General features: G+C 58.0%; 24 protein-coding genes. 12 read left to right on the forward strand and 12 right to left on the reverse strand.

Annotated features, from left to right (window positions below; translation table 11 throughout):
• Positions 1–2: 2 nt before the first annotated feature.
• On the reverse strand, positions 3–788 hold the full coding sequence (locus OHL23_RS18490) for a CAP domain-containing protein (protein ID WP_263353440.1): 786 nt from the start codon (positions 786–788) through the stop codon (positions 3–5).
• A gap of 99 nt (positions 789–887) precedes the next feature.
• Between OHL23_RS18490 and OHL23_RS18495 the strand changes: the two genes are divergently transcribed.
• Both OHL23_RS18495 and OHL23_RS18500 read left to right on the forward strand, forming a co-directional pair.
• Positions 888–1,763 (forward strand): ABC transporter permease, encoded by an 876-nt coding sequence (locus tag OHL23_RS18495; protein WP_263353441.1) that lies wholly within the window; start codon positions 888–890, stop codon positions 1,761–1,763.
• Complete coding sequence (locus tag OHL23_RS18500) at positions 1,764–2,234, forward strand: metallophosphoesterase family protein (protein WP_263353442.1); 471 nt, start codon at positions 1,764–1,766, stop codon at positions 2,232–2,234.
• Positions 2,235–2,255: 21 nt separating this feature from the next.
• Here OHL23_RS18500 and OHL23_RS18505 read toward each other — a convergent pair whose 3' ends face one another.
• Both OHL23_RS18505 and OHL23_RS18510 read right to left on the reverse strand, forming a co-directional pair.
• A complete protein-coding gene (locus tag OHL23_RS18505) occupies positions 2,256–3,191 on the reverse strand; it encodes an amidohydrolase family protein (protein WP_263353443.1) in 936 nt (311 codons plus the stop codon).
• A 169-nt stretch (positions 3,192–3,360) separates the two neighbouring features.
• Positions 3,361–4,269 carry a hypothetical protein gene (locus OHL23_RS18510; protein ID WP_263353444.1) on the reverse strand — a complete coding sequence of 303 codons (909 nt, stop codon included), beginning with the start codon at positions 4,267–4,269 and terminating at the stop codon, positions 3,361–3,363.
• Between the two features lie 188 nt (positions 4,270–4,457).
• On the opposite strand from OHL23_RS18510, the gene OHL23_RS18515 reads away from it, so the two are divergent.
• From OHL23_RS18515 to OHL23_RS18525, 3 genes are read left to right on the forward strand one after another with little or no spacing between them, the layout of a single operon-like run.
• Positions 4,458–4,871: a TOBE domain-containing protein gene (locus OHL23_RS18515; protein ID WP_263353445.1), complete on the forward strand. Its 414-nt coding sequence runs from the start codon at positions 4,458–4,460 to the stop codon at positions 4,869–4,871.
• 44 nt (positions 4,872–4,915) lie between these two features.
• Positions 4,916–6,937 carry an amidohydrolase family protein gene (locus OHL23_RS18520; protein WP_263353446.1) on the forward strand — a complete coding sequence of 674 codons (2,022 nt, stop codon included), beginning with the start codon at positions 4,916–4,918 and terminating at the stop codon, positions 6,935–6,937.
• Positions 6,934–7,857 (forward strand): DMT family transporter, encoded by a 924-nt coding sequence (locus OHL23_RS18525; RefSeq protein ID WP_263353447.1) that lies wholly within the window; start codon positions 6,934–6,936, stop codon positions 7,855–7,857. The genes OHL23_RS18520 and OHL23_RS18525 overlap by 4 nt, the downstream gene beginning before the upstream one ends.
• Positions 7,858–8,092: 235 nt before the next feature.
• Here OHL23_RS18525 and OHL23_RS18530 read toward each other — a convergent pair whose 3' ends face one another.
• From OHL23_RS18530 to OHL23_RS18545, 4 genes are all read right to left on the reverse strand, one after another.
• Positions 8,093–8,485, reverse strand: a complete 393-nt coding sequence (locus tag OHL23_RS18530) for a PIN domain-containing protein (protein ID WP_263353448.1) — start codon at positions 8,483–8,485, stop codon at positions 8,093–8,095.
• Complete coding sequence (locus OHL23_RS18535) at positions 8,482–8,739, reverse strand: AbrB/MazE/SpoVT family DNA-binding domain-containing protein (RefSeq protein WP_263353449.1); 258 nt, start codon at positions 8,737–8,739, stop codon at positions 8,482–8,484. The genes OHL23_RS18530 and OHL23_RS18535 overlap by 4 nt, the downstream gene beginning before the upstream one ends.
• 149 nt (positions 8,740–8,888) lie before the next feature.
• Positions 8,889–10,115 carry an alkaline phosphatase family protein gene (locus OHL23_RS18540; protein ID WP_263353450.1) on the reverse strand — a complete coding sequence of 409 codons (1,227 nt, stop codon included), beginning with the start codon at positions 10,113–10,115 and terminating at the stop codon, positions 8,889–8,891.
• Between the two features lie 407 nt (positions 10,116–10,522).
• Positions 10,523–12,052, reverse strand: a complete 1,530-nt coding sequence (locus OHL23_RS18545; RefSeq protein WP_263353451.1) for a M20/M25/M40 family metallo-hydrolase — start codon at positions 12,050–12,052, stop codon at positions 10,523–10,525.
• 280 nt (positions 12,053–12,332) lie between these two features.
• On the opposite strand from OHL23_RS18545, the gene OHL23_RS18550 reads away from it, so the two are divergent.
• The 3 genes from OHL23_RS18550 (at position 12,333) to OHL23_RS18560 (ending at position 15,896) form a co-directional block, all read left to right on the forward strand.
• Positions 12,333–14,000, forward strand: a complete 1,668-nt coding sequence (locus OHL23_RS18550; protein WP_263353452.1) for a trypsin-like peptidase domain-containing protein — start codon at positions 12,333–12,335, stop codon at positions 13,998–14,000.
• 179 nt (positions 14,001–14,179) lie between these two features.
• Positions 14,180–14,650 (forward strand): peptidoglycan-binding domain-containing protein, encoded by a 471-nt coding sequence (locus tag OHL23_RS18555; RefSeq protein WP_263353453.1) that lies wholly within the window; start codon positions 14,180–14,182, stop codon positions 14,648–14,650.
• Positions 14,651–14,876: 226 nt separating this feature from the next.
• A complete protein-coding gene (locus OHL23_RS18560; protein WP_263353454.1) occupies positions 14,877–15,896 on the forward strand; it encodes an alpha/beta hydrolase family protein in 1,020 nt (339 codons plus the stop codon).
• Positions 15,897–15,999: 103 nt separating this feature from the next.
• Here the strand turns inward: OHL23_RS18560 and OHL23_RS18565 are convergent, their stop codons facing one another.
• From OHL23_RS18565 to OHL23_RS18580, 4 genes are all read right to left on the reverse strand, one after another.
• Positions 16,000–17,568, reverse strand: coding sequence for a carboxylesterase/lipase family protein (locus tag OHL23_RS18565; RefSeq protein ID WP_263353455.1), 1,569 nt, complete (start codon positions 17,566–17,568; stop codon positions 16,000–16,002).
• Positions 17,569–17,614: 46 nt separating this feature from the next.
• Positions 17,615–18,934, reverse strand: a complete 1,320-nt coding sequence (gene lysA / locus OHL23_RS18570; protein ID WP_263353456.1) for a diaminopimelate decarboxylase — start codon at positions 18,932–18,934, stop codon at positions 17,615–17,617.
• Positions 18,935–19,076: 142 nt separating this feature from the next.
• Positions 19,077–19,403 (reverse strand): PspC domain-containing protein, encoded by a 327-nt coding sequence (locus OHL23_RS18575; protein WP_263353457.1) that lies wholly within the window; start codon positions 19,401–19,403, stop codon positions 19,077–19,079.
• Between the two features lie 78 nt (positions 19,404–19,481).
• A complete protein-coding gene (locus OHL23_RS18580) occupies positions 19,482–20,783 on the reverse strand; it encodes a tetratricopeptide repeat protein (protein ID WP_263353458.1) in 1,302 nt (433 codons plus the stop codon).
• Between the two features lie 242 nt (positions 20,784–21,025).
• Here OHL23_RS18580 and OHL23_RS18585 point away from each other — a divergent pair, with 242 nt between their 5' ends.
• The 3 genes from OHL23_RS18585 to pyrF all read left to right on the forward strand — a co-directional run bounded on the left by OHL23_RS18585 (position 21,026) and on the right by pyrF (position 23,086).
• Positions 21,026–21,466, forward strand: coding sequence for a hypothetical protein (locus OHL23_RS18585; RefSeq protein WP_263353459.1), 441 nt, complete (start codon positions 21,026–21,028; stop codon positions 21,464–21,466).
• A gap of 292 nt (positions 21,467–21,758) precedes the next feature.
• The gene (locus tag OHL23_RS18590) at positions 21,759–22,265 is read left to right on the forward strand and encodes a septal ring lytic transglycosylase RlpA family protein (protein ID WP_263353460.1); all 507 of its coding nucleotides are present in this window, start codon (positions 21,759–21,761) and stop codon (positions 22,263–22,265) included.
• Positions 22,266–22,309: 44 nt separating this feature from the next.
• Positions 22,310–23,086 (forward strand): orotidine-5'-phosphate decarboxylase, encoded by a 777-nt coding sequence (gene pyrF / locus OHL23_RS18595; RefSeq protein WP_263353461.1) that lies wholly within the window; start codon positions 22,310–22,312, stop codon positions 23,084–23,086.
• A 52-nt stretch (positions 23,087–23,138) separates the two neighbouring features.
• On the opposite strand, the gene OHL23_RS18600 is transcribed toward pyrF, so the two are convergent.
• Positions 23,139–24,632: a sugar transferase gene (locus OHL23_RS18600; RefSeq protein WP_263353462.1), complete on the reverse strand. Its 1,494-nt coding sequence runs from the start codon at positions 24,630–24,632 to the stop codon at positions 23,139–23,141.
• A gap of 341 nt (positions 24,633–24,973) precedes the next feature.
• Between OHL23_RS18600 and OHL23_RS18605 the strand changes: the two genes are divergently transcribed.
• Positions 24,974–25,429, forward strand: coding sequence for a general stress protein (locus OHL23_RS18605; protein WP_263353463.1), 456 nt, complete (start codon positions 24,974–24,976; stop codon positions 25,427–25,429).
• Positions 25,430–25,479: the final 50 nt, after the last annotated feature.

Genomic DNA, 25,479 nt, shown 5'->3' on the forward strand with positions numbered 1-25,479 from the left:
ACTCAATAGAGCAGCACCGCCACCCGATATCCGCTGAAGATCGGCCCGCCAGCCACCGTCCCGCTGCCCTTCGGCTCGCAGGCTCCCACCGCAGCCTGCTTGAACTGCCCGCCGGCCAGCAGCCGGTCCAGTTGCGGCGGCAGCTTCGAAATATCCGCGCTCTGCCAGCGCATGAGGGATCGCGCCTTCAGACCTAAACCCGCACCAGAAGCTCCATCATCCAGCGCGCAATACTGCCGAGCGCCTGACGCATCGGACAATAGGGTCAGCCCCTTGTCGGTAATGATTTTACCCACGGTGGCCTCCACCTGCGCCGACGTTAGCGACTGCACCGACTTTGTGAAATCCACCACCGCATACAGCGTCCCACGCGCAGCAATCAGCGCCACGCCGATGTGATCGATATTCACATTCATCAGATTGTCGTGATGTAAGCGCGATACCATCCATGCGCCATGAATCTGTTCCGGAGATGTGCCGCCGGCGATGTTCTCGGCGATCACGCTGAAGTGTGCCCCGGCGCTTGCAGCCCGCTCCGGCAGGTCGGCCTCTCCACTGTAACGGTGCGAAATTTGCCCCTGTTCGGCCATGAGGACAGCATGAGCATGGGCGGCAGCAGCCAGATTCGCATCCCAAACCACCGGCTTCAGACCAGCCTGGGCGCGCGCCTCGTTGGTCAGGTCCACCAGCCTGCGCTCATCCGTGTTCTGGGCCATCGCAGCGGCCGCGCTCAACACAATCGTCAACATCAGGGCAATCCACAAACGCGACCGGCGATCAAAACTCATATTCGCATCCATCCTGTATTCGTAACCATTTTGTCACCCGCCTCTCGCCGAGCCGATCCCCGCACCCCGCCAGACTCGCGATATGCTGTCCAGAGAGCAATGGCAACTGTCGCCTCCATTTCGCGCTTATCTCGCTCATCTGGCCGTTGGATGCGCCGCCAGCCCCTGGCGGCTATCGGACTGGCGCTCCTGAGCATCTTCGTCCTCGCCGGCCTGCTCGCGCCCTGGCTGGCTCCGGCCAATCCCGCCGCCATCGACCTGCTTCACCGCCTGCAAGGCCCCTCATCGGCGCACTGGTGCGGTACGGACGAACTGGGCCGCGACACACTTTCCCGCCTGTTGTGGGGAGCGCGGCTTTCGCTGGCCGTTTCGGTTTCGGTGGTCAGCATTTCGCTGGCGCTTGGCCTCGCCATCGGCGGCCTTGCGGGATACAAAGGCGGATGGATCGACCACGCCTTAACCATCTTTGCGATGAACACATTTCTGGCGCTTCCGGGCATCCTGCTGGCCATTGCCTTCGCCGCATTTCTCGGTCCCGGATTTCAAAATCTTGTGCTGGCGCTGGCGATTGGCGGATGGGCCGGATACGCGCGGTTGGTTCGCGCGCAGGTGCTGGCGGTGAAAGAGCGCGAGTTCGTCGAGGCTGCGCGCGCGCTGGGGGCCGGTGGACCGCGCATCTTCTTCCGCCACATCCTGCCCAACATGATGCAGCCGCTGCTGGTGCAAGCCGCCATCGGTATGGGCGGCGTCATCCTCGCTGAAGCCACGCTTTCGTTTCTTGGCCTTGGCATTCCCGCGCCCGCTCCCAGCTGGGGATCGATGCTGAACGACTCGCGTTCGCACCTGTTTGACTCGCCGCACCTTGTGCTCTTCCCTGCCCTGGCCATGGCGCTCGCCGTGCTCAGCTTCAACTTCCTTGGCGACGCGCTGCGCGACTATCTCGACCCGCATACGCGCATTCAGATGGGGTTGTAGATGCGCATTGGCGTAGTCTCTGATACGCATGGCCTGCTGCGGCCGGAAGTGCTTCCGCTGCTGGCAGGCGCGGATCACATTCTGCATCTCGGCGACGTGGGCGACCCGGAGATACTCGGCAAGCTGGCAACGGTTGCTCCAGTCATCGCGATCCGAGGCAATATCGACACACATGGCCCGTGCGCGAGGCTGCCTGAGACGGAGGTCGCAACCATCGCAGGACACAACTTCTACATGCTGCACAACGTGCAACGGCTAGACCTCAATCCAGCAGCTGCAGGATTTGCCGCAGTGCTCTATGGCCACAGCCACAAGCCGGAGATCCATTGGAAAAAGGGCATTCTTTATCTCAACCCAGGCTCCTGCGGACCAAGACGCTTCAAGCTTCCTGTCACCTGTGCCCGGATCACGATAGACGACAATGGGCGGATCGAAGCCAAAATCCTCGAACTGCCCATAACTCCCGTATGAAGTGCCAACCGTACCAGAGAATCAAACCACCGGTTGATCCGGCAACCGACGGCGCCATCGATACGCAGTAATCGAGTTCTTCCAAAAGTATTTCTCCATAGCAACCGCGCCTTTCTCCGAAACATATCGATGGACGATGCCAAGTGTTTCCGCATAACCTGCGACATGGTCGCTGTTCGGCCAATCACTGCCAAAGAGAATACGATCTTCCCCGAAGAGATCCCACAGCGCGTCCAGTCTGTCTCGGTAGAACGATGGGTCTGTCTGCAACCGATTGCCTACGCGAACAGGAACCTCCGATAGCTTCATGAACACGCCCGCGTTCTGACTCAGCGATTTAAGAGTTGTCCAGTACTGCCTGCGTGCGGTTGGTTCTGCTGGAATCACGGCATTGGGCAAGTGATCAATCACAATCCGCAGCTCTGGAACCTGCTGCGAAACGGCGAGAATAGCTTCGATCAATCGCGCATCGGGATTTGCGCTGTCAAGTTCAAGCCCTGCTGCGGCAAGCAGCCGAAGATCGGCAATAAATCCCGGCTTCTTCGCATCCGCATATAGATCTCGATCCCATAGGTTGCCATATCGAATTCCAACGAAGAGCGGGTTCGCATGTAGCCTCTCCAACTCTCGCGCAAAATCCGGAGTCCCCGGAACGAGATTTCCGACTACGCCAACAATCACAGGGTTTTCGGCTGCTTGTTTCAAAACCCAGTCATTATCAGATTCGATTGGGCTGGCTTCCACTGCGATAGCGCCGACCACTCCGAACTCCCGAGTGATCCGCTCATAGCGGTTCGGACTCGCCGGCTTATATAGAACCTCATCCGTCTTCGGCGGCCACGGCACGCCAGCTACTCGCGTGGTATCGAATAAGTGAATGTGGCTGTCGATGATTGGAATTGTGCGTTGTGCCTCTGCTATCACGCCAGCAGCGCGTGTAAGGGCAACTCCCGCCACTATTTTTAGAACTTCTCGTCTGTCCATTTGCCGCCCGAGAGAATATCAACCAGAGAGCTAAATATATCTCATGGAAGATAATTCTCTCGAAGCGTCAGTGAGGGTTGCCCTGCCTTGTCAACAAACAGAATCGAGATTCCGTATCACGATTGTCGATGCTGACCGGCTCCTAGAACGGCATGCGTGCCGTGAAAACCAGGAGATGATTCTGGCTGTGGAAGTGGGTTACGGCGATTTCCTCGCCGGCGCCAAAGGTCAGCCCCAACCTGCCGGGTTTGCCGCTTGCGTCATGCGTCAATGGAACGCGCCCAATGATCAAACCAGGGGTCACATAGGAAGTTGTTTTGCCGTCGCTTGATCCGCCCTTGAAGAAGCTCGTATTAGACTCGACCTCGGGCCAGAAGAGACGCGCAACGCCCGTGCTGGCCAGACGATATTGCGCCACGTTGTTCCAGGTGATGGTGTGCCCCAGTCCCTTGGAGTTGGTTACGGGCAGCGAGCCACCGGCCGTCGATGTCAGGTCGAACAGACCCCATCCCTTGCCCACCGCCAAAGTTGGAGTCACGACCGCGCAGCAGCTTCCATTGCCGCTTTGGCTGGTTGGCAGCGTGGCCGCGAAAAAGCCTGTGACGATGGCATTGCCGTGCTCTTCGTTACGCGCAAAAAATCGAAATTTTGAATTGAAGGAGACGTCGCCCCAGCCACTCTTATCGCCAGGCGCGTCGTGTGTTTCATACGGCGGAAGATTGAAGAGTAATTCGATGCGCCGCGCCGGAATGATCTCCAGTCCCTTGCTGTTGTCGTAGAGCCAGGTGGCATAGCCCGCGCCGTTGTACTGGCGCAGAAAGTCAGTGCGGAACTCCTGTTCGAGACGCGGCGTCACGGTCACGAGCGGCGTGATCCAATGCGGCTGCTCTGCCTGGGTAGCGCTTACGCGAGCCTGATAGCGGGCAAAAAAGGAATCCTGAGCTTGTGCGGAAGCAAGGCCGGAGGCGAGAAGCGCGGCTAGACCCAGCCGGAGGAAGAATGCTGGCCTGCAAATGCAGGCGACTGCGGGGCGAAGAATTGTGCTGCTCATTTAACGATTTTATATGCTTTGTATTATCGAATCTAGCTAAATGTTCGTAATACGATCCATCCGTGATCTGCGGATTACCTGGACGCTCGAAGGACACCTGTACCGCTTCGAACCGCAATCGGTATATTCTTCGGTCATCGCATCTCGCAGGGGCGCATTGCCTGTGAGTTTCGATACGAGGTGGTTCGATGCCGGATGTGAATCTTCTTCTCAAGCCCCGTGAGGCTGCCGCAGCTCTCGGCGTAAGCTACGCAACGCTCAAACAGTGGATTCTCGCCGGAAAGATCACAACAACCAAGACGCCGGGCGGACATCATCGCGTGCCGCAGAGCGCGCTTACGCCGATGCTCAAGTCCGCTCCGACCAAGCCTCGCATCGAGTCCCGCGAACGCTTCCGCAATGTCAGCGGGCGCAATCAGCTGATTGGCAAGATCGTTGAAGTGAAGTTCAGCGGACTGCTGGCGCAGGTCGTGCTGGCGATCGGCGATCAGCAGATCACCTCAATTATCACGGCTGACGCAGCCCGCGAAATGCAGTTGCGCAAAGGGCAGACTGCAGCGGCGCTGATGAAATCGACGGAAGTGATGATTGTGCGCGTATAGGATTGCGGCTTCGAGCTTTGCCTCGGCTCTGCTAAACTCCGCCCATGCGTCTCTTCCATTCAGCCAGCGCTGTTATTGCTATTGTTGTTGCGGTCTTGTCGTTCGCCGCAATGCCCCTCCCCGCACAACAGGCGCAACTCGACGTTACGGTCAAGGATGTCACTGGGGCGGTTGTGCCAGGCGCGGTTATCCAGATCGATCCGACACCTTGTGCAGCCGAAACCACCGAGAAGGCGGATGTCCAGGGTAAGGCGGTGATCGGCGCGCACCCAGGCAGGCATACGATCGTCGTAAAGGCGCAGGGTTTTGTGCCTTGGTCGCAGCAGATTGATGTGATGGATGGAACCAGGCAGCCCGTCATTACCGCGCTCGCGATTGGAGGGGGAAGCACCGTTGAAGTGCAAGTCATGCCAGAGCTGATCCTTTTCGGTGGGACGATTCTCACCGGGAACTGCCTTGCCGAAAACAAGCCGCAGATTGTTACCTCAATAGCCTTTGCAAATGGCAAAGTGCTGGCCGTCGGCTCAGACGATGACATCAAGCGAATCGCTGGGCCACAGACGTGGCTCCACGATCTCAATGGAGCATTTGTTATGCCGGGGTTGAATGATGCGCATGTGCACCTTGGCGGCGCGGGGCAGACCAAGCTCAATGTGGACTTGACCGGCTCGAAGTCGCTCGACGAAATGCTGCGACGCGTTCAGGCGAAAGCAAACGAAAGCCCGGCTGGACACTGGCTCACTGGCGGAGGATGGGACCATACGCTTTGGGCGAACAAGACACTACCCACGCGGCAGGATCTGGATCGAGTTACAAGTGGTCATCCGACGCTGCTGGAGCGGATCGACGGGCACATCGCCGTGGCCAATTCTGCGGCCCTGGCTGCGGCGGGAATCACGGGCAAGACGAAAGCTCCGCAGGGCGGCGCGATTGATCTCGACGCAAGCCGGGAGCCTACCGGCATTCTGCGCGACACGGCGATGGAAGTGGCAGAAAAGACCATTCCGCCGCCCTCGCATGAGGATCGGCGGCACGGACTGGAACTTGCCATTCAGGATGCCGTTTCGCATGGCCTTACTTCGGTGCAGGATTACTCGGATTGGCAGGATTTTCTCGTCTTCGAGGAACTTGAAAAAGAGAACAAGCTTCCGCTGCGCATCAGCGAATGGCTGACTTTCAATGATCCGATCGACGTGTTGAAGGAGCATCGCTCGCATCATGACGTGAACGATCCGATGCTGCATACGGGCATGTTGAAGGGCTTCATGGATGGCTCGCTCGGCTCGCACACAGCGGCGATGAAAGCGCCTTATGCCGATGAACCAAATAACTCCGGACTGCCGCGATACGACCAGGCGAAGCTGAATGCGATGGCCGTTGAGCGCGCTCAGGCTGGCTTCCAGCTTGGCTTTCACGCCATCGGCGATAGGGCCGCGGCCATGGCTCTTGACGCTTTCTCGCAGACTTACGACGCTTGCCCCGAACTTGCACCGCAGGACAAGAATCCATACAAGGTTTCGCGCTGCTGGCCTACCGTGTCGCAGGGCCACCGTGACCGCGTTGAACATGCGCAGGTCGTCGATCCGGCGGACATTGCGCGCTTCGCCAAACTTGGTGTGATTGCTTCGATGCAGCCGAATCACTTGCTCACCGACATGAACTGGGCGATGGATCGACTGGGCCCGGAGCGCGCTACGCATTCGTATGCTTGGAAAGCGTTTCTTGATGCGGGTGTGGTTGTAGCCTTTGGCACCGACTATCCTGTGGAGCCGGTCACACCGTTTCGCGGCCTTTATGCGGCTGTAACGCGAACCAACGAAGACGGGACGAAGAGCTATTTCCCCAAGGATGCGCTGACTCGCGCCCAGGCTCTTTATGCTTACACGCAAGGTTCTGCTTATGCCGAATTTGCGGAGAAGCGCAAAGGAAAGCTGGAACCGGGATACGAGGCCGACTTCATTCTGCTGGACCGCAATCTGCTCACAGTTCCTGCGCATGAGATTCTCGGAACCAAGGTGCTTGAAACCGTTGTTGGCGGCAAAACTGTCTACAAGGCACAACCGTGAAACTCCGCGCGTATCTTCTGATGCTCTTCACGGTCGCCGTATGGGGCACGACGTTTGTGCTGGTCAAGGACGCGCTTGCGGATGCAACGCCGCTTGCCTTCAACCTGGCGCGCATGGTGTTGGCGTTCCTGGCGCTTTCGATTGCTTATCGGCGTCACTGGCGTGAGGTGAGCCGAGGCCAGTTGATAGCGGGCGCGGTTGTCGGATTTTTCCTGGCGATGGGGTACCAGTTTCAGACGGCTGGTCTGGTCAAGACGACTCCTTCGAAGTCCGCGTTCATTACTGGCCTGGTGGTGGTTCTGGTGCCTCTGTTTTCGGTGATTCCGTGGCTGCGGCCGCCAGGCGCGAAGGCTCCGCGCTGGAATTCGTTTCTTGGCGCGCTGCTGGCTTTCGCGGGCATTTTGTTGTTAACTCTGCCAGCCAATGCTGTTGGTAAACAGGCCGGTCTGTTGCCGGATTTTACTTCGGTCAATATTGGCGATCTGCTTACCTTTGGCTGTGCGATTGGGTTTGCCTTTCACTGCCTGGCTCTGGGTCATGCTTCGCCGCGCATCCACTTTCAACCGCTGGCTTTATTGCAGGTGGGCTTCTGCGCATTTTTTATGGCGGTTAGTCTGCCGTTGATTGAGCATCCGCAGATGCATCTTACTTTGCGTCTTTGCGTGGCACTTGCAGTTGCGGCGGTACTGGCTACGGCTGCGGCGTTCTCTATTCAAAGCTGGGCTCAGTCGGTGCTGCCGGCGACGCACACAGCTCTGCTGATGACGCTGGAGCCGGTCTTTGCGTGGATCACCTCTTTCCTTGTGATGGGCGAACGGCTGGGTGTTCGTCCGGCGTCAGGCGCGATTCTTATCCTGGCTGGAATTGCGCTGACGGAGCTGGTTCCTCAGCCTCATGTGCCGACGGCGCATGAGGCTTGATGCGGGTGTGAAACATCGGAGTGTTCCACGTGGAACAATTCTCTTGTGTTTTTTGCCTCAAGAGATGTCAAGCGAGTCATGGTGGATGTGGTTGGATGCGAATGACTTATATTTGCAGGGAATTTCGGGTATTTGTGCCTCCGTTTTTATCGGCATTTGCGGATATCGCGCGCACGCTATATTCGCACTGAGCGGCCGAATGTCACGCCTCATCGATCGCCCCGGGCAATGATGTCTACGGAATGATGAAGGCTCCGGGAATCTTTGCGTCCAGGGTTGCCAAAGTCGCGCCGTGAGCCTTTGCCAGTTGCACAAGGTGACCGTCTGTGGTTTGGCTGGCGGTCTTGACCCATCCAGGAAGATGCGAGATATCCTGACCGTCCTCGATCAGGCTGATTGAGTAACCGGGAGCTTCTTTGAGTTGCACCAGGAGCATTTTTGCTTGTGCCACGGTAAATCCGTAGGCCTGTGCCTGCACAAGTATTCGGACAAACCCGAGTTCCGTGATCGAACAGGTAAGCAATTGCAACGACGGTTGCGCTCGCAGCCAGACAGCCACCCTTTCATGAAACGCGTGTTCCAAGAGGCCGAGGGCGATTAAGGCGTTCACGTCCAGCAGATACTTCACGGAAAGTCCGCTAGCATCTCTGCTACTTGTTCGCTGGTCAAAATCGGAGCGTCAGGACCAGCGGTCAATACGGGCAAGCCCGTGATCGGATCGGTAATGATCTTGAGTTCGCGCTTCCCCTGCCGCTGGGGCGTGAGAACAATGCGGCCTGACTCGATGCTGGCATCGAGCGGATCGCCGGCGCGAATACCGAGTTTTCTGCGCAGCGGGCCGGGGAGAACGATTTGGCCTTTAGTGGAAACGCGCGTCTGCATGGTAAGACAATCTTACCCTCGCGGGCTTCCTGCGGCAAGGAGCGGAGTTCGCGGGGAAGATTCCAGCACCTCGCAAGTTTCCGTTGCGAGATGCGGGCTTGTTATTTTTCCTCTGCCACCTGAACTGGCCGGTGGTCAGGAATTTCCTCTTAATCTGTGTCGGGCGGCCGGTTGGATGGCTTCTGGTGCAGGAAGTGATCGGTCGGAATGGTCTGAGTGATCGGTTCGAATGCCCGCGGCTTTTGCAAGAGATCGAAGCAGTCTCCGAGGTTGTTGGCGCGGCTGTCGGCGACTCCCAGGGTGGACAATCCAAAGATCGATTCGATGAATGCCGCGACGCTCGTGCTTTCGTACTGCACGTGAGAGACGTAGCCACGTTTTGCGTAGGGTGAGATGACCATCATCGGAACCCGGACGCCGAGGCCCCAGTCGTCGAGTTGCGGCGGCGGGACATGGTCGTAGAAGCCGCCCCAATCGTCCCAATAGACGACGATTGCGGTCGAGTCCCAGAACTGACTTTGGCCGATTTCGTTCACGATGGATGCGACCCAGGACGGCCCTGCGGGGCTGCTTGTGCCGGGATGATCGGAGTTGGCAAAGTCCGGCACGACCCAGGTGACTGGGGCGAGAAAGCCGCCCTGAACGTCGCTGAGGATCTGCGTTTCGGGAGAGATCACTTTGGTGGTCCAGTCGCTGCTGTAACGGATGGTGGAGAAAGCATCATAGGCGGACCAGATATCGCCTAAATCGTCGATGGCCGGCGCGTAGAATCTCCAGTCCATTCCTTTGGCATCGAGTTCGCTTCCGAGTGTCGCATCGCTGAAGCACGGAAATACGCCCGGCCCCAGTTGGCGATTGGGGAGGAGAGTCGGCACGGTAGTTCCTGGAGGAGCGTCGCAGCCCCAGATGCTGGAATTCGGCAGATTAACAATGCTTGACCTGGCGGCGACAAGAAACTGGTGTGCATCGAAGCTGGAGTCAATTTGCGATGTGAAGAATCTGTCTGCCAGGACGTAATTACTTGCCATGGCGAAGTAGGGCACGGTTTCGGATGGCTCGACGTAGCTGAACTCTGCGTTTGCCGGAATGCTGGTTGGACAACTCCCGCTATAACAGGCCGGCGTGGGGCCGCCGTCCTTGTCGAAGCCGTTCATTGCGCCGTTGTTCCAGTCGGTGAGGAAGTCATTCAATTCGTGGCCGAGATCGTATCCGCCTTCGATGGGCAAAGGTTGCAACGGGATTGTGGAGCCGGAGGAGAGAGTTGCAGTCGAGACAGTATCGGCGCCGGGGAAGCCATGGAAGAGGTTGTCGAAGCTTCGATTTTCCTGAACGATCACCACGACGTGCTTGATCTTGCTGGAAAATTCGGGGCTCAAGCTAGTCCTGGGGTTCAGGGTAGCAGTCTTCGTGTTACATCCCAGGCAAGTGGAAAGTAATGCTGTTGTAACCAGAAGCAGCGCGGGCCTTGCCGGGAAATACCGGCGCGCTTTGCTTTGTAAGTAAGTCAGGCAACTCAAGTTAGGTAATTCCTTTTTTTTGAATTTTTTTTGCATACAGGTACGACTTTCTTGCATGACAAATGCTGCGGCCGCGATTGACGAGCAGGGAATCACCGGGAACTCGCGAGCAAGGAGTTCCCTCAAGACGGTGATTGGGGGGAGAGTCACAGGGGAGTCCACTCCCCTGTGATGGGACGGGGAATGGGCTGGCGAGTTTACATGGCGCAGAACTAAATTTCTTCTGTATCTATAAGAAAGAGCGGGAGATGCCGAGACTTGCTGAATTACCTCGGCGCTGGCTCGGCTGAATCTGCGAGGGCGTAGGCGAGGACGGTCATGACCGCTGCGTTTTCGCTCAGTTCGCGGGGGTTGACCTTGTCGAAGGTGTCGGCCGGGGTGTGGTGATAGTTGAAGTAGAAGCGTCCGTCTTGCGATGGGGCGAAGCTGGGCACGCCTTTTTCGGTGAGAACGTTGATGTCTTCGCCGGTCTCGGGGGAGCTGCGGAAGGTGTTGGCGCCGATTGGTTCGAGGGCCTGAGCTACGGGGCGAAGCCAGTCTTCGAGGGCTGGTTTGCCTGCGAAGAGGACGCCGTCGGGGTGGCCTGCGCCGAGGTCGGATTCGATGGCTCCGATGTGATTGGCGGCTTCGGCGGCGTGCTCCTTGATGTAGGTGGCTGCGCCTTGTGAGCCTTCTTCTTCGCTCATCCATGCGATGAAGCGCACGGTGCGTTTTGGGTGAATGCCGAGTCTGGAGAGCAGATGGATGGCCTGCATGGAGACGACTACGCCCGCGCCGTCGTCGATGGCTCCGGTGCCGAGATCCCAGGAATCGAGATGGCCGGATACGATAACGACCTGCTCGGGATGCTCGGCTCCCTTCCAGTCAGCGATGACGTTGTAGCTGGGAGCGTCGGGGAGGGTTTGTGGTGTGAGGGTGAGGTGCAGTTTGACGGGGCCTTGGCTGGCGAGGTCGGCGAGTAGGTCGGCGTCTTCGGCGGTGACTGCTGCGGCGGGGATCTTCTGGATGCCGTCGGTGTACATGGTCATGCCGGTGTGCGGGATGCGGTAGTCGGCTCCGCCGACGGAGCGGACCAGGACGGCGGCGGCTCCGACGGATGCTCCGGCGATGGGCGCCGCGGCGCGGTACTGGACTGCATCTCCGTAGGCGTAGATGCCGCCTTCCTGGGCGGCGAGCTGCTTGTCGAATTTCTTGTTGAACAGGATGATCTTGCCCTTTAGCGATGTGGCTGCCGGGCCGTCGCTGAGGGCTTTGAGGTCGGCCCAGGAGTTGACGACTACGACCTCGGCTGTGATGCCGTCGGCGGGAGTGGCGACGCTGCCGCCGAGGGCGGTGAGGACGATTTTCTGCGTGGTTCCGGGCGTCATTCCTTTCCAGTCGACGAGGGAGCCGGTTTCGATGCCGCGAATCCAGTGGGGAACGCTGGTTTTTTCGAGGGTGACATCCGCGCCGAGGGAACGCATTTCGGCGGCGACGTATTCGACGGCCTGCTGGGCTTGTGGGGAGCCGCTGATGCGAGGGCCTATGTTGTCGGAGAGATGGCGGAGTTCGTCCAGAGCGTACGGATCGGCGATGGCGGCGTCGCGGAGGCGGGCCATGTTGGCGATCTGGGCGGGAGTCCAAGCGCTGGGGCCGGAGTTGAGGATGCGGGCCATGACGCGATCGCGGAGGGAGGTCGGAGCTGGTGCGGAAGCCGGGGCTGACTGCGGCATTTGGGCGGCAAGAATGGCCGGCCCCAGGGCGACGGCGCAGGCGATGAACCGGATGTGGCAGGAAAAGTTACGGATGGTGACCAAAACGAATCGGAAATTGGTTCGATTTGCAGAAAACATGCCAGATAGTAGCACGATGAAAGCCGGGCTTTGTGACGATGCGCCATCGGACGGGGTCAATTCCGTCTAACAGTAGGACGGTGTTTCGACTGGCGCATCAACGCCGGCACGACACTGGCTGAACCGAATCGCTATACTAAGGAATGGCCCAGCGCAAGTTGTGCCGCCATTTTTGGACCGCGTTGTACACCGGACTGACCCAGATGGATTGGGCAGAGGAAAGAACCCGAGGTTGAACGACTTTATGCCATCACTCCGACAGACTTTTGACCGGCTCCGCACGCGCCGGCTTGCTTCGACATTTGCAATACTTGCTACCATTTCCGCCGCCATTTTGGTGGGGTCCTATACAGCGCACGGCGTGCATGGGCAAGACAAGACAGACAACAGTACGGATGCTACTCCGCTGAAAATACCGACCTCTACGGTTGCGCCGAACGCTTTTGCGCAGATTGCGAAGCAGGTAGGTCCGGCAGTGGTGAATATCAACACGCGGACGCTGCCGAAGGATGCGGGCAACCGGAGACAGCGGATGAATCCGCACACGCGGAGCGCGCCTGTGCCGCAGAACCCGGATGACGACGATCAGGACGGCGGCCAGGGACCAGGGCAGGGGCAGGGTGTTCCGCAGGGTCCGGATAGTCCGGGGTTTCAGGACTTCTTCAACCGCTTTTTTGGCGGGCAGGTTCCGGGCGATGGGGACGATCAGGGAGCTGAGCGCGATTCACTTGGCTCTGGATTTATAGTCGACCCCAAGGGGTACATCATTACCAACAACCACGTAGTCGAGAAGGCGGACGAGATTTATGTAAAGCTCTCGACCGACCCTGACACCTCAGATCTTGGCCGGAAGGCGCGCGTAATCGGCGTGGACAAGGCTACCGATCTGGCTGTGATCAAGATCGACACCGACAAGCCGCTGCCGACGGTCAAACTTGGCAACAGCGACACGACATCAGTCGGCGATTGGGTAATCGCAATCGGCAGCCCGTTTTCGCTTTCGCAGACGGTGACTGCGGGAATTATCTCGGCTAAGAACCGCACGATTGAGCCGGGCGTTGCGGGGCAGTTCCAGCACTTCCTGCAGACGGACGCGGCGATCAATCCAGGCAACTCGGGCGGTCCGCTGCTCAACATGAATAGCGAAGTGATCGGCGTAAATACGGCGATCTTTACGCAGTCTTCAGGGTACCAGGGCATTGGATTCGCGATGCCTTCGAACACAGTGGTGCAGGTCTACAACGATCTGATCTCGCCTACGCACAAGGTTACGCGCGGAGCGATTGGCATCTCCTTCCGCGAAGGATTGTCGGGCGCGGTGGGCCGGGTTTACGGCTTCAAGAACGGCGTGCTGGTGCAGACGGTTTCGCCGGGTGGTCCGTCTGACAAAGCCGGCCTCAAACCTAGGGATATTATCCTCACGATCGACGGGCGACCAATCAAGGACGGGAACGATCTGGTGGAGGAGATTGCAAGCCGGCATCCCGGCACGACGGTCCGAATTGGATATCTTCGGGATGGAAAGCAGGCGGATACGGTTGTGACCATTGGCGACCGCGACAAGGTGACGGCGGAGCAGGTTGCCGACCAGGAAGAAGCGCCGACGGACAACCATGATTCGGGTCAGAACAAGCTCGGAATCGCGGTCCGCGAGATTACCCCAGCCACGGCGGCGAAGCTTGGAACGGGTGGCATGGTGATCCAAACCGTGCGCCCCGGCAGCTTTGCCGATCAGCAGGGTCTGGAGCCGGGATTGGTCATTACCCGCATCAACAAGCTGCCGACGACGACCAAGGAACAGTTCGATAAGGTCGTAGACGGCCTGAAGTCAGGCCAGGATGTGGTGTTCGAGGTCGTGAATCCGAAGCGGCCAGGCGATGGAATCAGCTTCCCGGGCGGAACTCTGCCATAATCTGGCAGTTTTTGCCGATAGAATGGAAAAAGGGGTTTGAACGTGGAAACGCGTCAAACCCCTTTTCCAAATTTCTCGAAAAGGTGACTTTTCCTTCGGATTTTCTTGTCGGCGGCGATTTCACGGCATAGACTATCCGGGAAAGCCCTATCGACCCACTCGAAGAGGTACACAACGGCGTGATTCTACGTGCGACTTTTACATTCGTATTGGCTGCCGGTTTGATGGCGGCTCCGGCCATAGCTTCGCGAGTCCACCGTGCTCCTACCAGTGGGCATTCGCATGGAAAGCGCCGCACCCCCACTGCCGCACCCAAGGCGCACAAAATACATGGGCAGCAGTCGATCGATTCCGACCGTGTAACCGCGATCCAGCAGGCCCTTATTCGGGAGCACTATCTTAGCGGCGAGCCCTCCTCCAAGTGGGACGCCGGAACCCAAGCGGCGATGCTGAAATTCCAGGCCGATCAGGGCTGGCAGACTAAGCTCACTCCCGACTCCCGCGCTCTCATCAAGCTCGGCCTCGGTCCTGACCATTCTGATGCGATCAACGCAGGAGATGGTGCAAATTTCAATCAACTGAATGCACCCGCCCCGATGCCATCGACCCAGGCGCAGGGCTTTACAGCCGCCTCTGGGATCAGCCACTAGATTCTGTATTCCTCTACTCGCAGAAAGGCCGAATGGCAGACGCCGTTCGGCCTTTCTGTTTCCAATTGGGTTATCCCTCAGTTCAGGATCTTCGGGTAGGATGCTTGTTGAGGTTTCCTTCCCAGTGAACAAGCTATTTGGTTTTGCCCTTTTGGTATTCGTCTGCCTGCCTGGCGGCTGCTTGTCCGCAACTGCTCAAACCCCAAAAGTAAATGTGGAAACAGGCGTGCTTGACAATGCGTCCTATCGCATTGACATGCCGGAAAAGTGGAATGGCATTCTGATCGTTTACTACCATGGCTATTCGGAAAAGCCGGTTGTTTTCGACAAGGACAAGCCCAACGAAATCAGCTCGTTGTTTGCTTATGCGGGGTATGCCGTTATCCAATCCGGCTACTCGGAGATTGGATTGGCCATCGAGCACGCGGTGCCGGAGACTGAGGCGCTGCGGCGATACGCGATTGCCAAATACGGCCAGCCCAAGGAAACGTATGTTACCGGCCACTCGATGGGCGGAGAGCTCACGATGATCACGATGGAGAGCTATCCCAACCGCTATGATGGCGCGCTGCCGCTGTGCGGGCTGCTGGAGCCGACGACCTGGGCAATCGGGCGGGCATCGGCGATGCGGGCCGCGTTTGACTACTACTATCCGGGGCTGCTGCCGGGGCCGATTGGCATTCCGGCAACGGTGGAACTGAACGATGCGCTGGCGGATAAGGTGCTGAAGGCGCTGCCGGGGAACCCAACAGGTCTCACGGAGATGATGGCTCTCAATGGATTCAAGACAAAGGAAGACCTGGCGTGGGGCGTGGTCTTTGCCACGTATATTCAAAGAGACCTGGAGGAGAAGATCGGCGCTTCAGCGATGGACAATCGCAACTTCATCTACACGGGCGGGCCGGACGATAATGCGCTCAATGACGGCGTGAAGCGCTATACGGCGAGCGATGCCGCGCTGGGCTACCTGAAGAGCTGGTACACGCCGACGGGCATTCTGCTCAAGCCGACGCTGGCGGTGCATACGACGTACGATCCGATCATTCCCGCGGACAGCGTACGGCTCTATGCCGATCTGGTGCAGCGCAATAGGAGTGCGGACAACTTTGTGCAGCAGTATGTGAAGGCGGATGGGCATTGCCATTTCTCCGACGTGGAGACAATGACTGCGCTGGATGAGTTGATCCAGTGGAACCACAGCGGCGTGCGGCCGGATGGCGGGGTTGTGCCGGTCAAGGCGAAGTAGGGTTCGGTAAGTCGATCGCTGGAAATGTAGAACGGGCAGCAGCACTTTCTATTGCGCGGCTGCCCTGCTTTGCGTTTGTGTATGTTGATTGAGGTTATTAGAGCTACTTCTTTTCCTGGGCCATCAGGAAGTCGTAGCGGGCGCGGTTCTCGTCGGGCCGTGAGGTGATCGGCGCATCGAGATGCAGGACTGGGTCGCCTTCGCCGTACTTAGGCCATGTGGGCACGCCAGGACCATTGGGATCGCCTGATCTGGCGAAGTTGGTCCAATAGGTCATCATCTGATCGCTCAGCTTGCGGTCTTCGTCGCGCCAGACTGCTCCGGGACGGGTATCGAGAGTACCGAAGATGTACTCGATGTCATCCGAGTGGAAGGCGAAGGAGCCGGGGTGGAATTTGCTGGGTGGGGCGGCGAGATCGAGTTTGTAGCGATAGATGTCGGGATTGCCCGTCTTTCGATCGATCTCGATCCACTTCCAAGTGCCGTAGGCGATGAACGAGTCGCCGCCGTAGTCGACAGCTGAACGCTGCGCTTCAGCATCGGTTGCTCCGGGATAGAGCTTGAGGAATTCCTCGGTCTTGTCGGGGAAGCGATCCGCGGCTGTTGTCTTCCACTTCTCGGCGGTCATTCCATTACCGAGGAAGAAGCCTTCATCGCGATTGAAGCCAGCAAGCAAGGGTACGTGGGCCTGTTTGCCTGCGTTGTAGGTATCCAGCGGCGACTCGGTGAGGAACTTGCCATCGATCACGGGGCCGAAGCGAACTATGCCCTTTTTCCCGGCTTCGTCGAGGACTTTGTCGGTGGGCAAGGCGCGCAATTCAGCGAGGGACTTGACACCGATCTCTTTGACCCAGTCTGCGTCTTTCGGGCCGACTATTGAAAGAGGCTGGATGGACAGCGTACCGGTGGCCAGTGCGCCGCCGCTTTCGCCGATGGCTCGTTGAAAGAGGCCTTGCGCGGAGGGCGCGGCCATCAGCGTGCTGACGGCGAAAGAGCCTGCGCTCTCGCCGAAGATGGTGACGTTGTTGGGATCGCCGCCGAATTCGCCGATGTTTTTCTTCACCCATTGGAGAGCGGCGACCATGTCCATGAGGCCGTAGTTGCCACTTGAACCGCCTTGTTCGGCGGCCAGCTCGGGCAGAGCGAGGAAGCCGAAGACGCCGAGGCGGTAGTTGATGGTGACGAGCACTACGCCCTTGGCGGGCAGGAAATCACCATTGTGGCGTGGCTCGGAGGAGCCTCCGCCGGAGTAGCCGCCGCCGTGAATCCAGAACATGACGGGGAGCTTGGTTTTGGATTTTTCATTCGCAGGCGCATAGACGTTGAGGTTGAGGCAGTCTTCTGAGCCGCGGTCATCGGGAGTGGCGCTGTCCTGAAAGATCATGTCGTCGAAGACGTGATTCTGCGCGCAGTGATGGCCGTACTTGGTTGCGTCTAGTTCGCCGCTCCATTTGGCCGCGGGCTGCGGGGCTTTCCAGCGAAGATCGCCGACTGGAGGAGCCGCGTAGGGAATGCCCTGGTATGCGCGAACCAGGCCATTGTTGATGAGTTTGCCGTGTACTTTGCCATTGTCCGTCTTGACGACCAGCGAATCGGCCATTGCCATTGTTCCCAGCGCCAGCGCCGCAATCGCAAGTGGCGCAGCTTTATACATAAGTCTGCCTGCAAACATGCTTGATTCCTCTCGAAGAACGATACAGTAAGGGTCTTTCTAGAGACTAGTAACGATTTGTAACGTCGTGCAGTTCGGGCGCGAGCAAATCGGCTATTGTTTCGCGGCGCCGGATGAGGGTTGCCTTGTCGCCGTGGAGAAGCACTTCGGCGGGACGCGGGCGGGTGTTGTAGTTGGAGCTTTGCACCATGCCGTAGGCGCCTGCATCGAGTATTGCGACCAGATCTCCGGGTTCCAATGGCTTCAATTTGCGGTCGCGGGCAAAGAAGTCGCCTGTCTCGCAGACTGGACCGACTACGTCGACCGCCGAGGCGCGTCCTGGGCGCGGCGACACTGGCACGATCTCGTGAAAGGCCTGATAAAGCGCGGGGCGGATAAGGTCGTTGGTTGCGGCGTCGGTCACGACGAAGGTCTTTTTGCCATTGCGCTTGACGTAGAGGACACGCGCCAGCAGGGCTCCAGCCTGTGCTACGAGAAAGCGACCCGGCTCAAGCAACAGCTGCACATCCAGACCGGTCAATGCGGCCTCCAACGCGGAGGTGTATTCCAGCACCTTGGCCTGCGGATCGAAGTTGCTTGCCGCGTGATAGTCGATGCCGAGGCCGCCGCCGGCGTCGACGGACTTGATGCGGATGCCGTCGCCGGCCAACTGCTGTACAAGTCTTGCGACGCGCTGCATGGCTGCACCGAACGGATCAGCCGAGCGGATTTGTGAGCCGATGTGGACGCTCACTCCATGAGCGCTGAGCCAGCGATTGGCTGCGGCTTCGTTGTAGATGCTGCGTGCCTGGCGAATGTCGATGCCGAACTTGTGTTCGCGGAGGCCGGTGGAGATATATGGGTGCGTTTCGGCAAACACGTCTGGATTGACGCGCAGGGCGAAGCGCGCCTTGCGCTTGCGTTTGGCGGCGCGGCTGGCAAGCAAAGCGAGTTCGGATTCGCTTTCGACGTTGAAGGCTAGGATGTTGGCTTCGAGGGCGAGGTCGATCTCGCTTGCGGTCTTTCCAACTCCGGAGAAGACAACGCGCGCGGCGGCTTCCGGAGCGACGGTAAGCACTCGCTGTAGTTCCCCGCCGGAGACGATGTCGAAGCCCGCACCGTGGGCTGCAAGGAGCTTGAGAATCGCGAGTGAGGAGTTGGCCTTTACCGCGTAGCAGACCAGATGAGGCCGAGCGGCGAGGGACTGCTGGAAGAGCGCGAGGCGTTCGAGTATCTGATCGGCGCTATAGACGTATAACGGCGTTCCATACTGCACTGCTAGGTCGGCGAGCGAGTGCGGGCCGCAACTTAATGGGGCGGCGGCTGATGGGTATTGGAAGGGGCGCGAGAGAGATTTGGACGATGAATGTGACACGGATTTGGACAAGGAAATCGCCTGGAATGACTGCGTGAATTCAAGTACAGGTCTGTCTGCTTTTGAGCCTAGCAGATCGTGCGGCATTCCAGAGCAGGGTGCGCGTTCCTTGTCTACGCGCACCCTCGGTTGCCACTCCGGTTGGGGTTGCGGGTCACGGCTGCGGCGGTGGTGGGACGTCTTGAATTTGCTCTTCTGGTATGCCGATCCAGCAGGCAATGTAGAAGATTTCGGGGAACGGGCAGAGGAAGATGCCGCTGATGACTGCGAGAATGCGCACCAAGCCCACATCCCAGCCGTAGGTTCGCGCGAGGCCTACGCAGACACCGGCGAACTGCCGTCCGAAGATGGGACGCACCAGACGCGGCGCGTAGGGCGGGAATCCAGCTGGCGGGAATCCTGCGATGACGTTTCCGCATACGGAACAGAAACGGGCCCCTGGCGGCAAGGCACTTCCACAATTGTTACAGAAGGCAGACATAACGCACTCTCCAAAATGGCCTTACTGCAGCCACTCTTTCATACGTTTGGGCTGGGCGGAAGGTTCCGTGGCTTTCGCCTAAGGCTCTCGGTAGGGGGTTTTCAGCAGGCGACGGGCGATTTCGCCCTGCGTGGTGTCGGAGCCGTTGGCGATTGCCCACTTGTAGTCCTGAACGGCCTGGGTTCGCTCGCCATTCAGGTCACGGGCTTTGCCTGCGGCAACGAGCGAACGGCGCTTCAGCTCCGCGCCTGAGCCTGGTGCGAAGGCTGCCTGTTCGTAGGCCTGGGCAGCGTCGGCGAAATGACGCTGGCCGCTAAGCGCTTCGCCGAGTCCGAAATACGCTAGTTCGAGATGCGCTGATGGAAAATATCCGGGTTTGCGTGCATCGTTGAGAAGATTCTCATACGCATTCACCGCGGCCATGCCTTCGCCGGCATCCTTGCGGAGATTGGCTTCTTCGAGGCAGAAGAGAAAATCGTGCGGATACTTTGCTTCCAGGCTTCGCACAACGCCGATCGCTTCTTTGTACTTCCCTTCCCTACGCAGGAAGAGCGCGATCACGGTTCCTGCTTCGACGGAGGTCATTGGTCCGCGGGCGAAATCGTCGTGCAGCATCTCCATACCTCTGGACTTGGAGCCAGTGATACCCGCGAAGCCGAAGAGCAGTTTGAATCCCCAGGGCAGCGCGCCGATCACGTACTGGTAGGTTCCTACGACAAGTTTTGCATCCACATAGTTGGGATCGATCTGCAATACCTTTGCTTCGTCGCTATGGGCTTGCAGCGCTATGTGAAAAGCCGCGCTAAAACTGCGTTCGACCATGGCCATGTAGGAAGAGCGCAGGCTGCGCGCCCAGCCACGTGCATACAAGGCATCGGCATCCCGAGAGTTCCTGGCGAGGCGAGCGGATGCTTCTCGCTCCACTTGCTCTTCGAGAGAAAAGATCTGGTCGCGCGTGGCGGGGTCTTCCGGCGTGGGATGCTTGCCGGTGAGAAAGCCGTCGTTGGCGTAGAAGGTGGTATCGAGAAGATCCTGCCGGTATAGCTCTTCGAAAACGCGGGCTTCGAGCAGCATCGCTGTCGCGCCGGGATCGCCGGGATGTGCTTCCTGAACCTTCTTCAGTTCAGCGACGCATGACGGGTAATCGAGCACGTAGAAGTGTTCGTAGGCATCGCGCACGGATGGATCGGCGTAGAGGGGATTTGCATGGACATCGGGTAGCAGCGCTGCCGCACCTGCAGACGAGACTGATTGCAGGACCAGAAACCCTATCAGGATCAGGAAAGACTTCCGAAGCAGCAAAACGCCTCCGTATGACAAACCGGCCACGTTTTGCGCAGCCTTGCCGAGTTTACTTCTGGATTCACTCCGCTTTCCCAATCCTAAACTCCACTGAGCGGCCGGATCGGATTCCCGAAGCGCCGGAGATTGCACAAGGATGCAGGCAGGTGCCAAAGTTTTCTTGACACTCAAAAGGAGGCCAGCATGGTTTTGACGTTAATACATGGCAGAGGCGGGTTTGTTTTCCAGAACCGAAACTTTTCCCTTTGCCTGGCCGAATTCTCCCCGATTGGCGTCAAAGGGCGCAGGAAATTTTGACTAGCACATACGGGAAAGGTCGAATGACACGCAAAGAGATACTGCTCATGCTGCTCAATCAGGCCTACTCCAACGGCTTTGAGTTCCGCCGCTGGTTTACGGCGAATTTTTCCACTGAGTGGCCCGGCGCCGAGGAAGCGGTTTCGCTTCTCACGACTGAAGGCCGCTTTTATGCCTTGGTTTTCTCACACGACTTTGCCCGCGCCTTTTGGAAGAAGGGCGCTCAAATGAATTTCATTGTGCCTGCTTCGACCTACTCCCGCATGAACGGAAAAGGCGAAGTGGTGACGATTAACCGAAAGCCCTTCACGCGGCGGACCATTAAGGCCGATGTGTGGAAGTACCACCTGCGCCAGATGGCCATGAGCGAAGATCCGATTCGCTATCTGAAACGGTTTCTGCCCACCCAGGAAGACTTCAATTATCAGCCTTCGGACGCTGAGAGCCTCTCAGCGGTCGGTTGATCCCCAAAAAATGGCGGTTCGATCCTCACAGCCGGCGGTTCTCCCAAAACCGCCAGTTGAGCTGCAAGGCGAGCCTATGTTGCAAATTACGCCAATATGCAAAACCTCTCTCCCAAAAGGACTTAGCTACCCCAAAAGTTGTATTTACTGTTTTTCTATTATCTTTTTAGTTACTATTTATGGACTATGGATCTCCTGTCAAGCAGCAATTTTCCCTGTGCAAAACTGGCCATAAAATGCTTCAAATCTTTGACTTGAGCATTCATCCCCGGTATGCTTGCAAGAGTTACTTATGCAAACAAACACACTATGCAACGCACGCAATCGTCGCCCATTTACCGCAGCCGCTTTTGTGCTGCTGGTAACCGTGGCCGGCGCAACGGCGCAGGGCAATGAGAGTTCGCATGCACAGAGTGACCCTCATGCGCCGAAAGCGCACAAGTGGATTCAGGTTGGCAAAGCCTCCTGGTACGGTCGCCGCTTTCAGGGCCATCGCACAGCAAGCGGCGAAGCCTTTGACCTGAACATGCTCACTTGTGCCCACCGCACCCTGCCGATTGGAACGCTGCTGCGAGTGACGAATGTGAGCAATCGCCGTTCCATCATGGTCCGCGTGAATGATCGGGGACCGGTGCCGGCTGGACTCATTGTGGATCTTTCTTACGCAGCGGCACGGTCGCTTGGTTTCAATGGAAGGGGAAGTGCGCGCGTGCGCCTGGAAAGGGTCGACGGCGCGGAGGCGGCGCAGTTGAACTGGCCTAACCTGGGCCGGCCGGAGTCTCTGCCTGCCAGTCGGTAGCAAACTGTCCCGCTGAATACACCAAAGACTCCGGAGTAGACGCGATGAGTGAGCAGGCTCCTGAAGCTTCCAAAGCATCGTCTCAATTCTCTCCGTTCGATCTGGCCAGACAGCGCCTGATCGTGGCTCTCGATGTGCCCACGGCAGACGCTGCTCTGACGCTTGCAGATCGACTGGAAAATCAATGCCAGTGGTTCAAGGTCGGCCTCGAATTGTATGTTGCCGCAGGGCCGGCGATCGTGGAGATGCTTGCAAGCCGCGGTCATTCGATCTTTCTCGATCTGAAGCTGCATGATATTCCCAACACTGTGGCGTCGGCGGTGCGGGCGACGGCCTCGCTCGGCGCTGGAATGTTGACCATCCACGCTGCGGGCGGCCCGGCAATGCTGGCCGCGGCGCATGAAGCTGCTTTGTCATTGGCCGCGCCGCCGCAACTGCTTGCCGTTACGGTGCTCACCAGCATGGACCAGCCGCAGCTCAGCGCCATCGGCGTCGCGAAGAGCCCGAAGGAGCAGGTTGCGTTGCTTGCCATGCTCGGGCTTGAGGCTGGAATTCGCGGGTTTGTCTGTTCCCCGCAAGAAGTGGCGATGGTGCGAGCCATGACTGGGCCCGAAGGCGTGCTGGTAACTCCGGGAATTCGACCGAGCGGTGCGGATAAGGGCGATCAACAGCGCATCGCCACGCCAACTTATGCTCTCGACCAAGGCGCAAGTTATCTAGTAGTGGGCCGCCCAATTACGCAGGCCGCAGATCCTGCGCTGGCTATGGAAGCGATCGTGCTGGAGATTGCGGAAGCTCTGGCGATTGCGCCTACGGAGTAATGTGCCAGTGGCTATCGCTTCGTGATGAAGCGCGTTACTCTGGCCACAATACTTACATTGCGCCTTTGCCCCACAGAACTGCCGGGACAGTGCCGATCAGGATCTTGAAGTCCAGCAGCAACGACCAGGAATCGATGTATTCCAAGTCCTGTCGAATCCAGTTATCGAAGTCGGTGTTGTTTCTGCCGCTCATCTGCCAGATGCATGTGATGCCAGGCAATACGCTGAAGCGTCGCAACTGCGCGGAGTCTTCGATCTTGAGCACGTCGCGCACGCTCAATGGCCTTGGACCAACCAGGGACATATCTCCAAGAAGAACATTCCAAAGTTGAGGTAACTCATCGATGGAAGACTTGCGTAGAAACGCTCCGATCTTTGTAACTCGCGGATCCTGGCGCATCTTGAAAGCCGGCCCAGCCAACTCATTGCGGTGCTCCAGTTGAGCCAGGAGCCCTTCTGCATTTACGACCATGGTGCGCAGCTTGAACATGCGGAAGCGCCTGCGATGCAATCCGTATCGATCCTGAGAAAAGAGGATGGGGCCGGGGCTGACGACTTTGATCGCAATGCCGGCCGCGATGAGAATCGGCAGCGAGAGAATCAGCAGAGTTGCCGCTCCGACGACATCGATGGCGCGCTTTACATAGCGCGTGGAATCGTCACGAACCATGCGAAGGATGGAGTAGTTCTTGCATGGCCTGCCGTCGAGTTGCGCGATCTTGGTCTGGAAGAGATGTGAAGAGTGCCGGACTTCTACTCCGAACTGTTCGCATACTGCGATGACCTGCTGGATCGGTTCATACATCGACTTCACAGGCAGAGAGCAGTATACGACAGACACGGGATTTTCTTTAAGAAGCGGATCAAGCAGTTCGAGGCCACCCAGGTAGCGACCTCTCATCTCCGCAGGTCCAACAAATGTATCGTCCAACACGCCAACCACGTTGTAGACAGGCGAATCGACCATTTCGTTGTATGCAGCCTGTCCGCCGCGACCGGAACCGATGATCAACACTTCTCGTTTGGGGATGATGGTGTCGATAGAGATCCAACCGATAACGCAGGCGACCGCGAGAAACACGAGGCTGGCCAACGATGTGGCAAGGAAGAATCCTGCATCGACGCGCAGCGCCTCTTGCCAGTCGAGTTTGGCCAGCAGGCCAGGATAGATAGCCAGGCCGCACAGAAAAGCCGCCAGAAATGTGGCAGACATTTCCTTGTGCAGTAACTCCTCTTTGGGGCCGCGTCCACGGCCTGTTGCAACACGAGAGACCAAGGTTACGCCTGCGAGCATGCCAATCTCCAGCAGGCTTATGCGCGGAATGTACCACCAGTCAGAACCGTGAAACATGAGTCCGGGGTGCTTGAAAAACCAGTATCCACTGAGCACCATCGCGGGCGCGAGGTCGCGCGCCAGCCGATAAATGCTCGTGTGCAGAGTTCCGATCTCCTGCAGATGCTGTTCCAGTTTCGTCCAGTCCAATTTGTTTTTCTCTGCTTTGGCCGAGATCGTTCTGGGACTCGCGTCAACCGTCCAGTTTCCCATGAGTTAGACCACCTGCTGAGCATTCCACAATTTCGAAGCTAACCACAAACCCGATGTCTTGTCCGGGTGAATCAGGACGATTTATTCCCCTTTGCCGCGATGGGCGTGGAGAACACTACTGGCTGTTCGCACTCATTCTCTCACTGGCGAAGGATAGAAAATACAAGAAAAGCAGGGACATCCCCCGAAAGCCGTAGACCGATACGACTTCAAGGGAAATCGTGTTCCTCTTCAGGAAGCGTTCCCGCAAGGTAAACGTTGCCAGTCTGGATTGAGCAAAATGGGGCTGCAACTTCAACACCTTGCGAGCACTATAGGCGTTGTAACTTGAGGTGCAGATTATGGAGACAGCAGTTGGACTTTTCGAGCAGGCAAGCACGGCTGATGCAGTGGTGGACGCGCTTCGCCAAAATGGCGTTCCATCGACAGGAATACGAATTATCGCGAAGCCCACATCTTTGCCGGTCGCCAGCGCAACCAGTACTCCCTCGATCGATTTTGCCGCTGGACTTGCGCGGGATCTGAGTTCCATGGGTATGACCAAGCCGGAGTGCGAGGCTTATCTTGCCGGCGTACAGAGTGGGAATGTGTTGGTGTTCGCTAGCGGTACCCCCGAACAGGCAGACACAGCTGTCAGTGTCATGAACTCCTATAAACCAATTGAAGTAGAAGAGTTCGCAGGCTCGGCGCCGAAGGTTCCCGCGGCCTCTCTTGGCGCAACGGGGGCAGGCAATGTCAGCGCCAAGGTCGATAACTCGCGCGCGACTAGCGAAGGCGTTCGCGTCTTCAGCTGGTGAGATAAGACAGTTCACGGCTGAAGTAACTCACTGGGTAGCTTGAGTTATAT

The organism is Acidicapsa acidisoli (assembly GCF_025685625.1).
GTDB classification, from domain to species: Bacteria; Acidobacteriota; Terriglobia; order Terriglobales; family Acidobacteriaceae; genus Acidicapsa; species Acidicapsa acidisoli.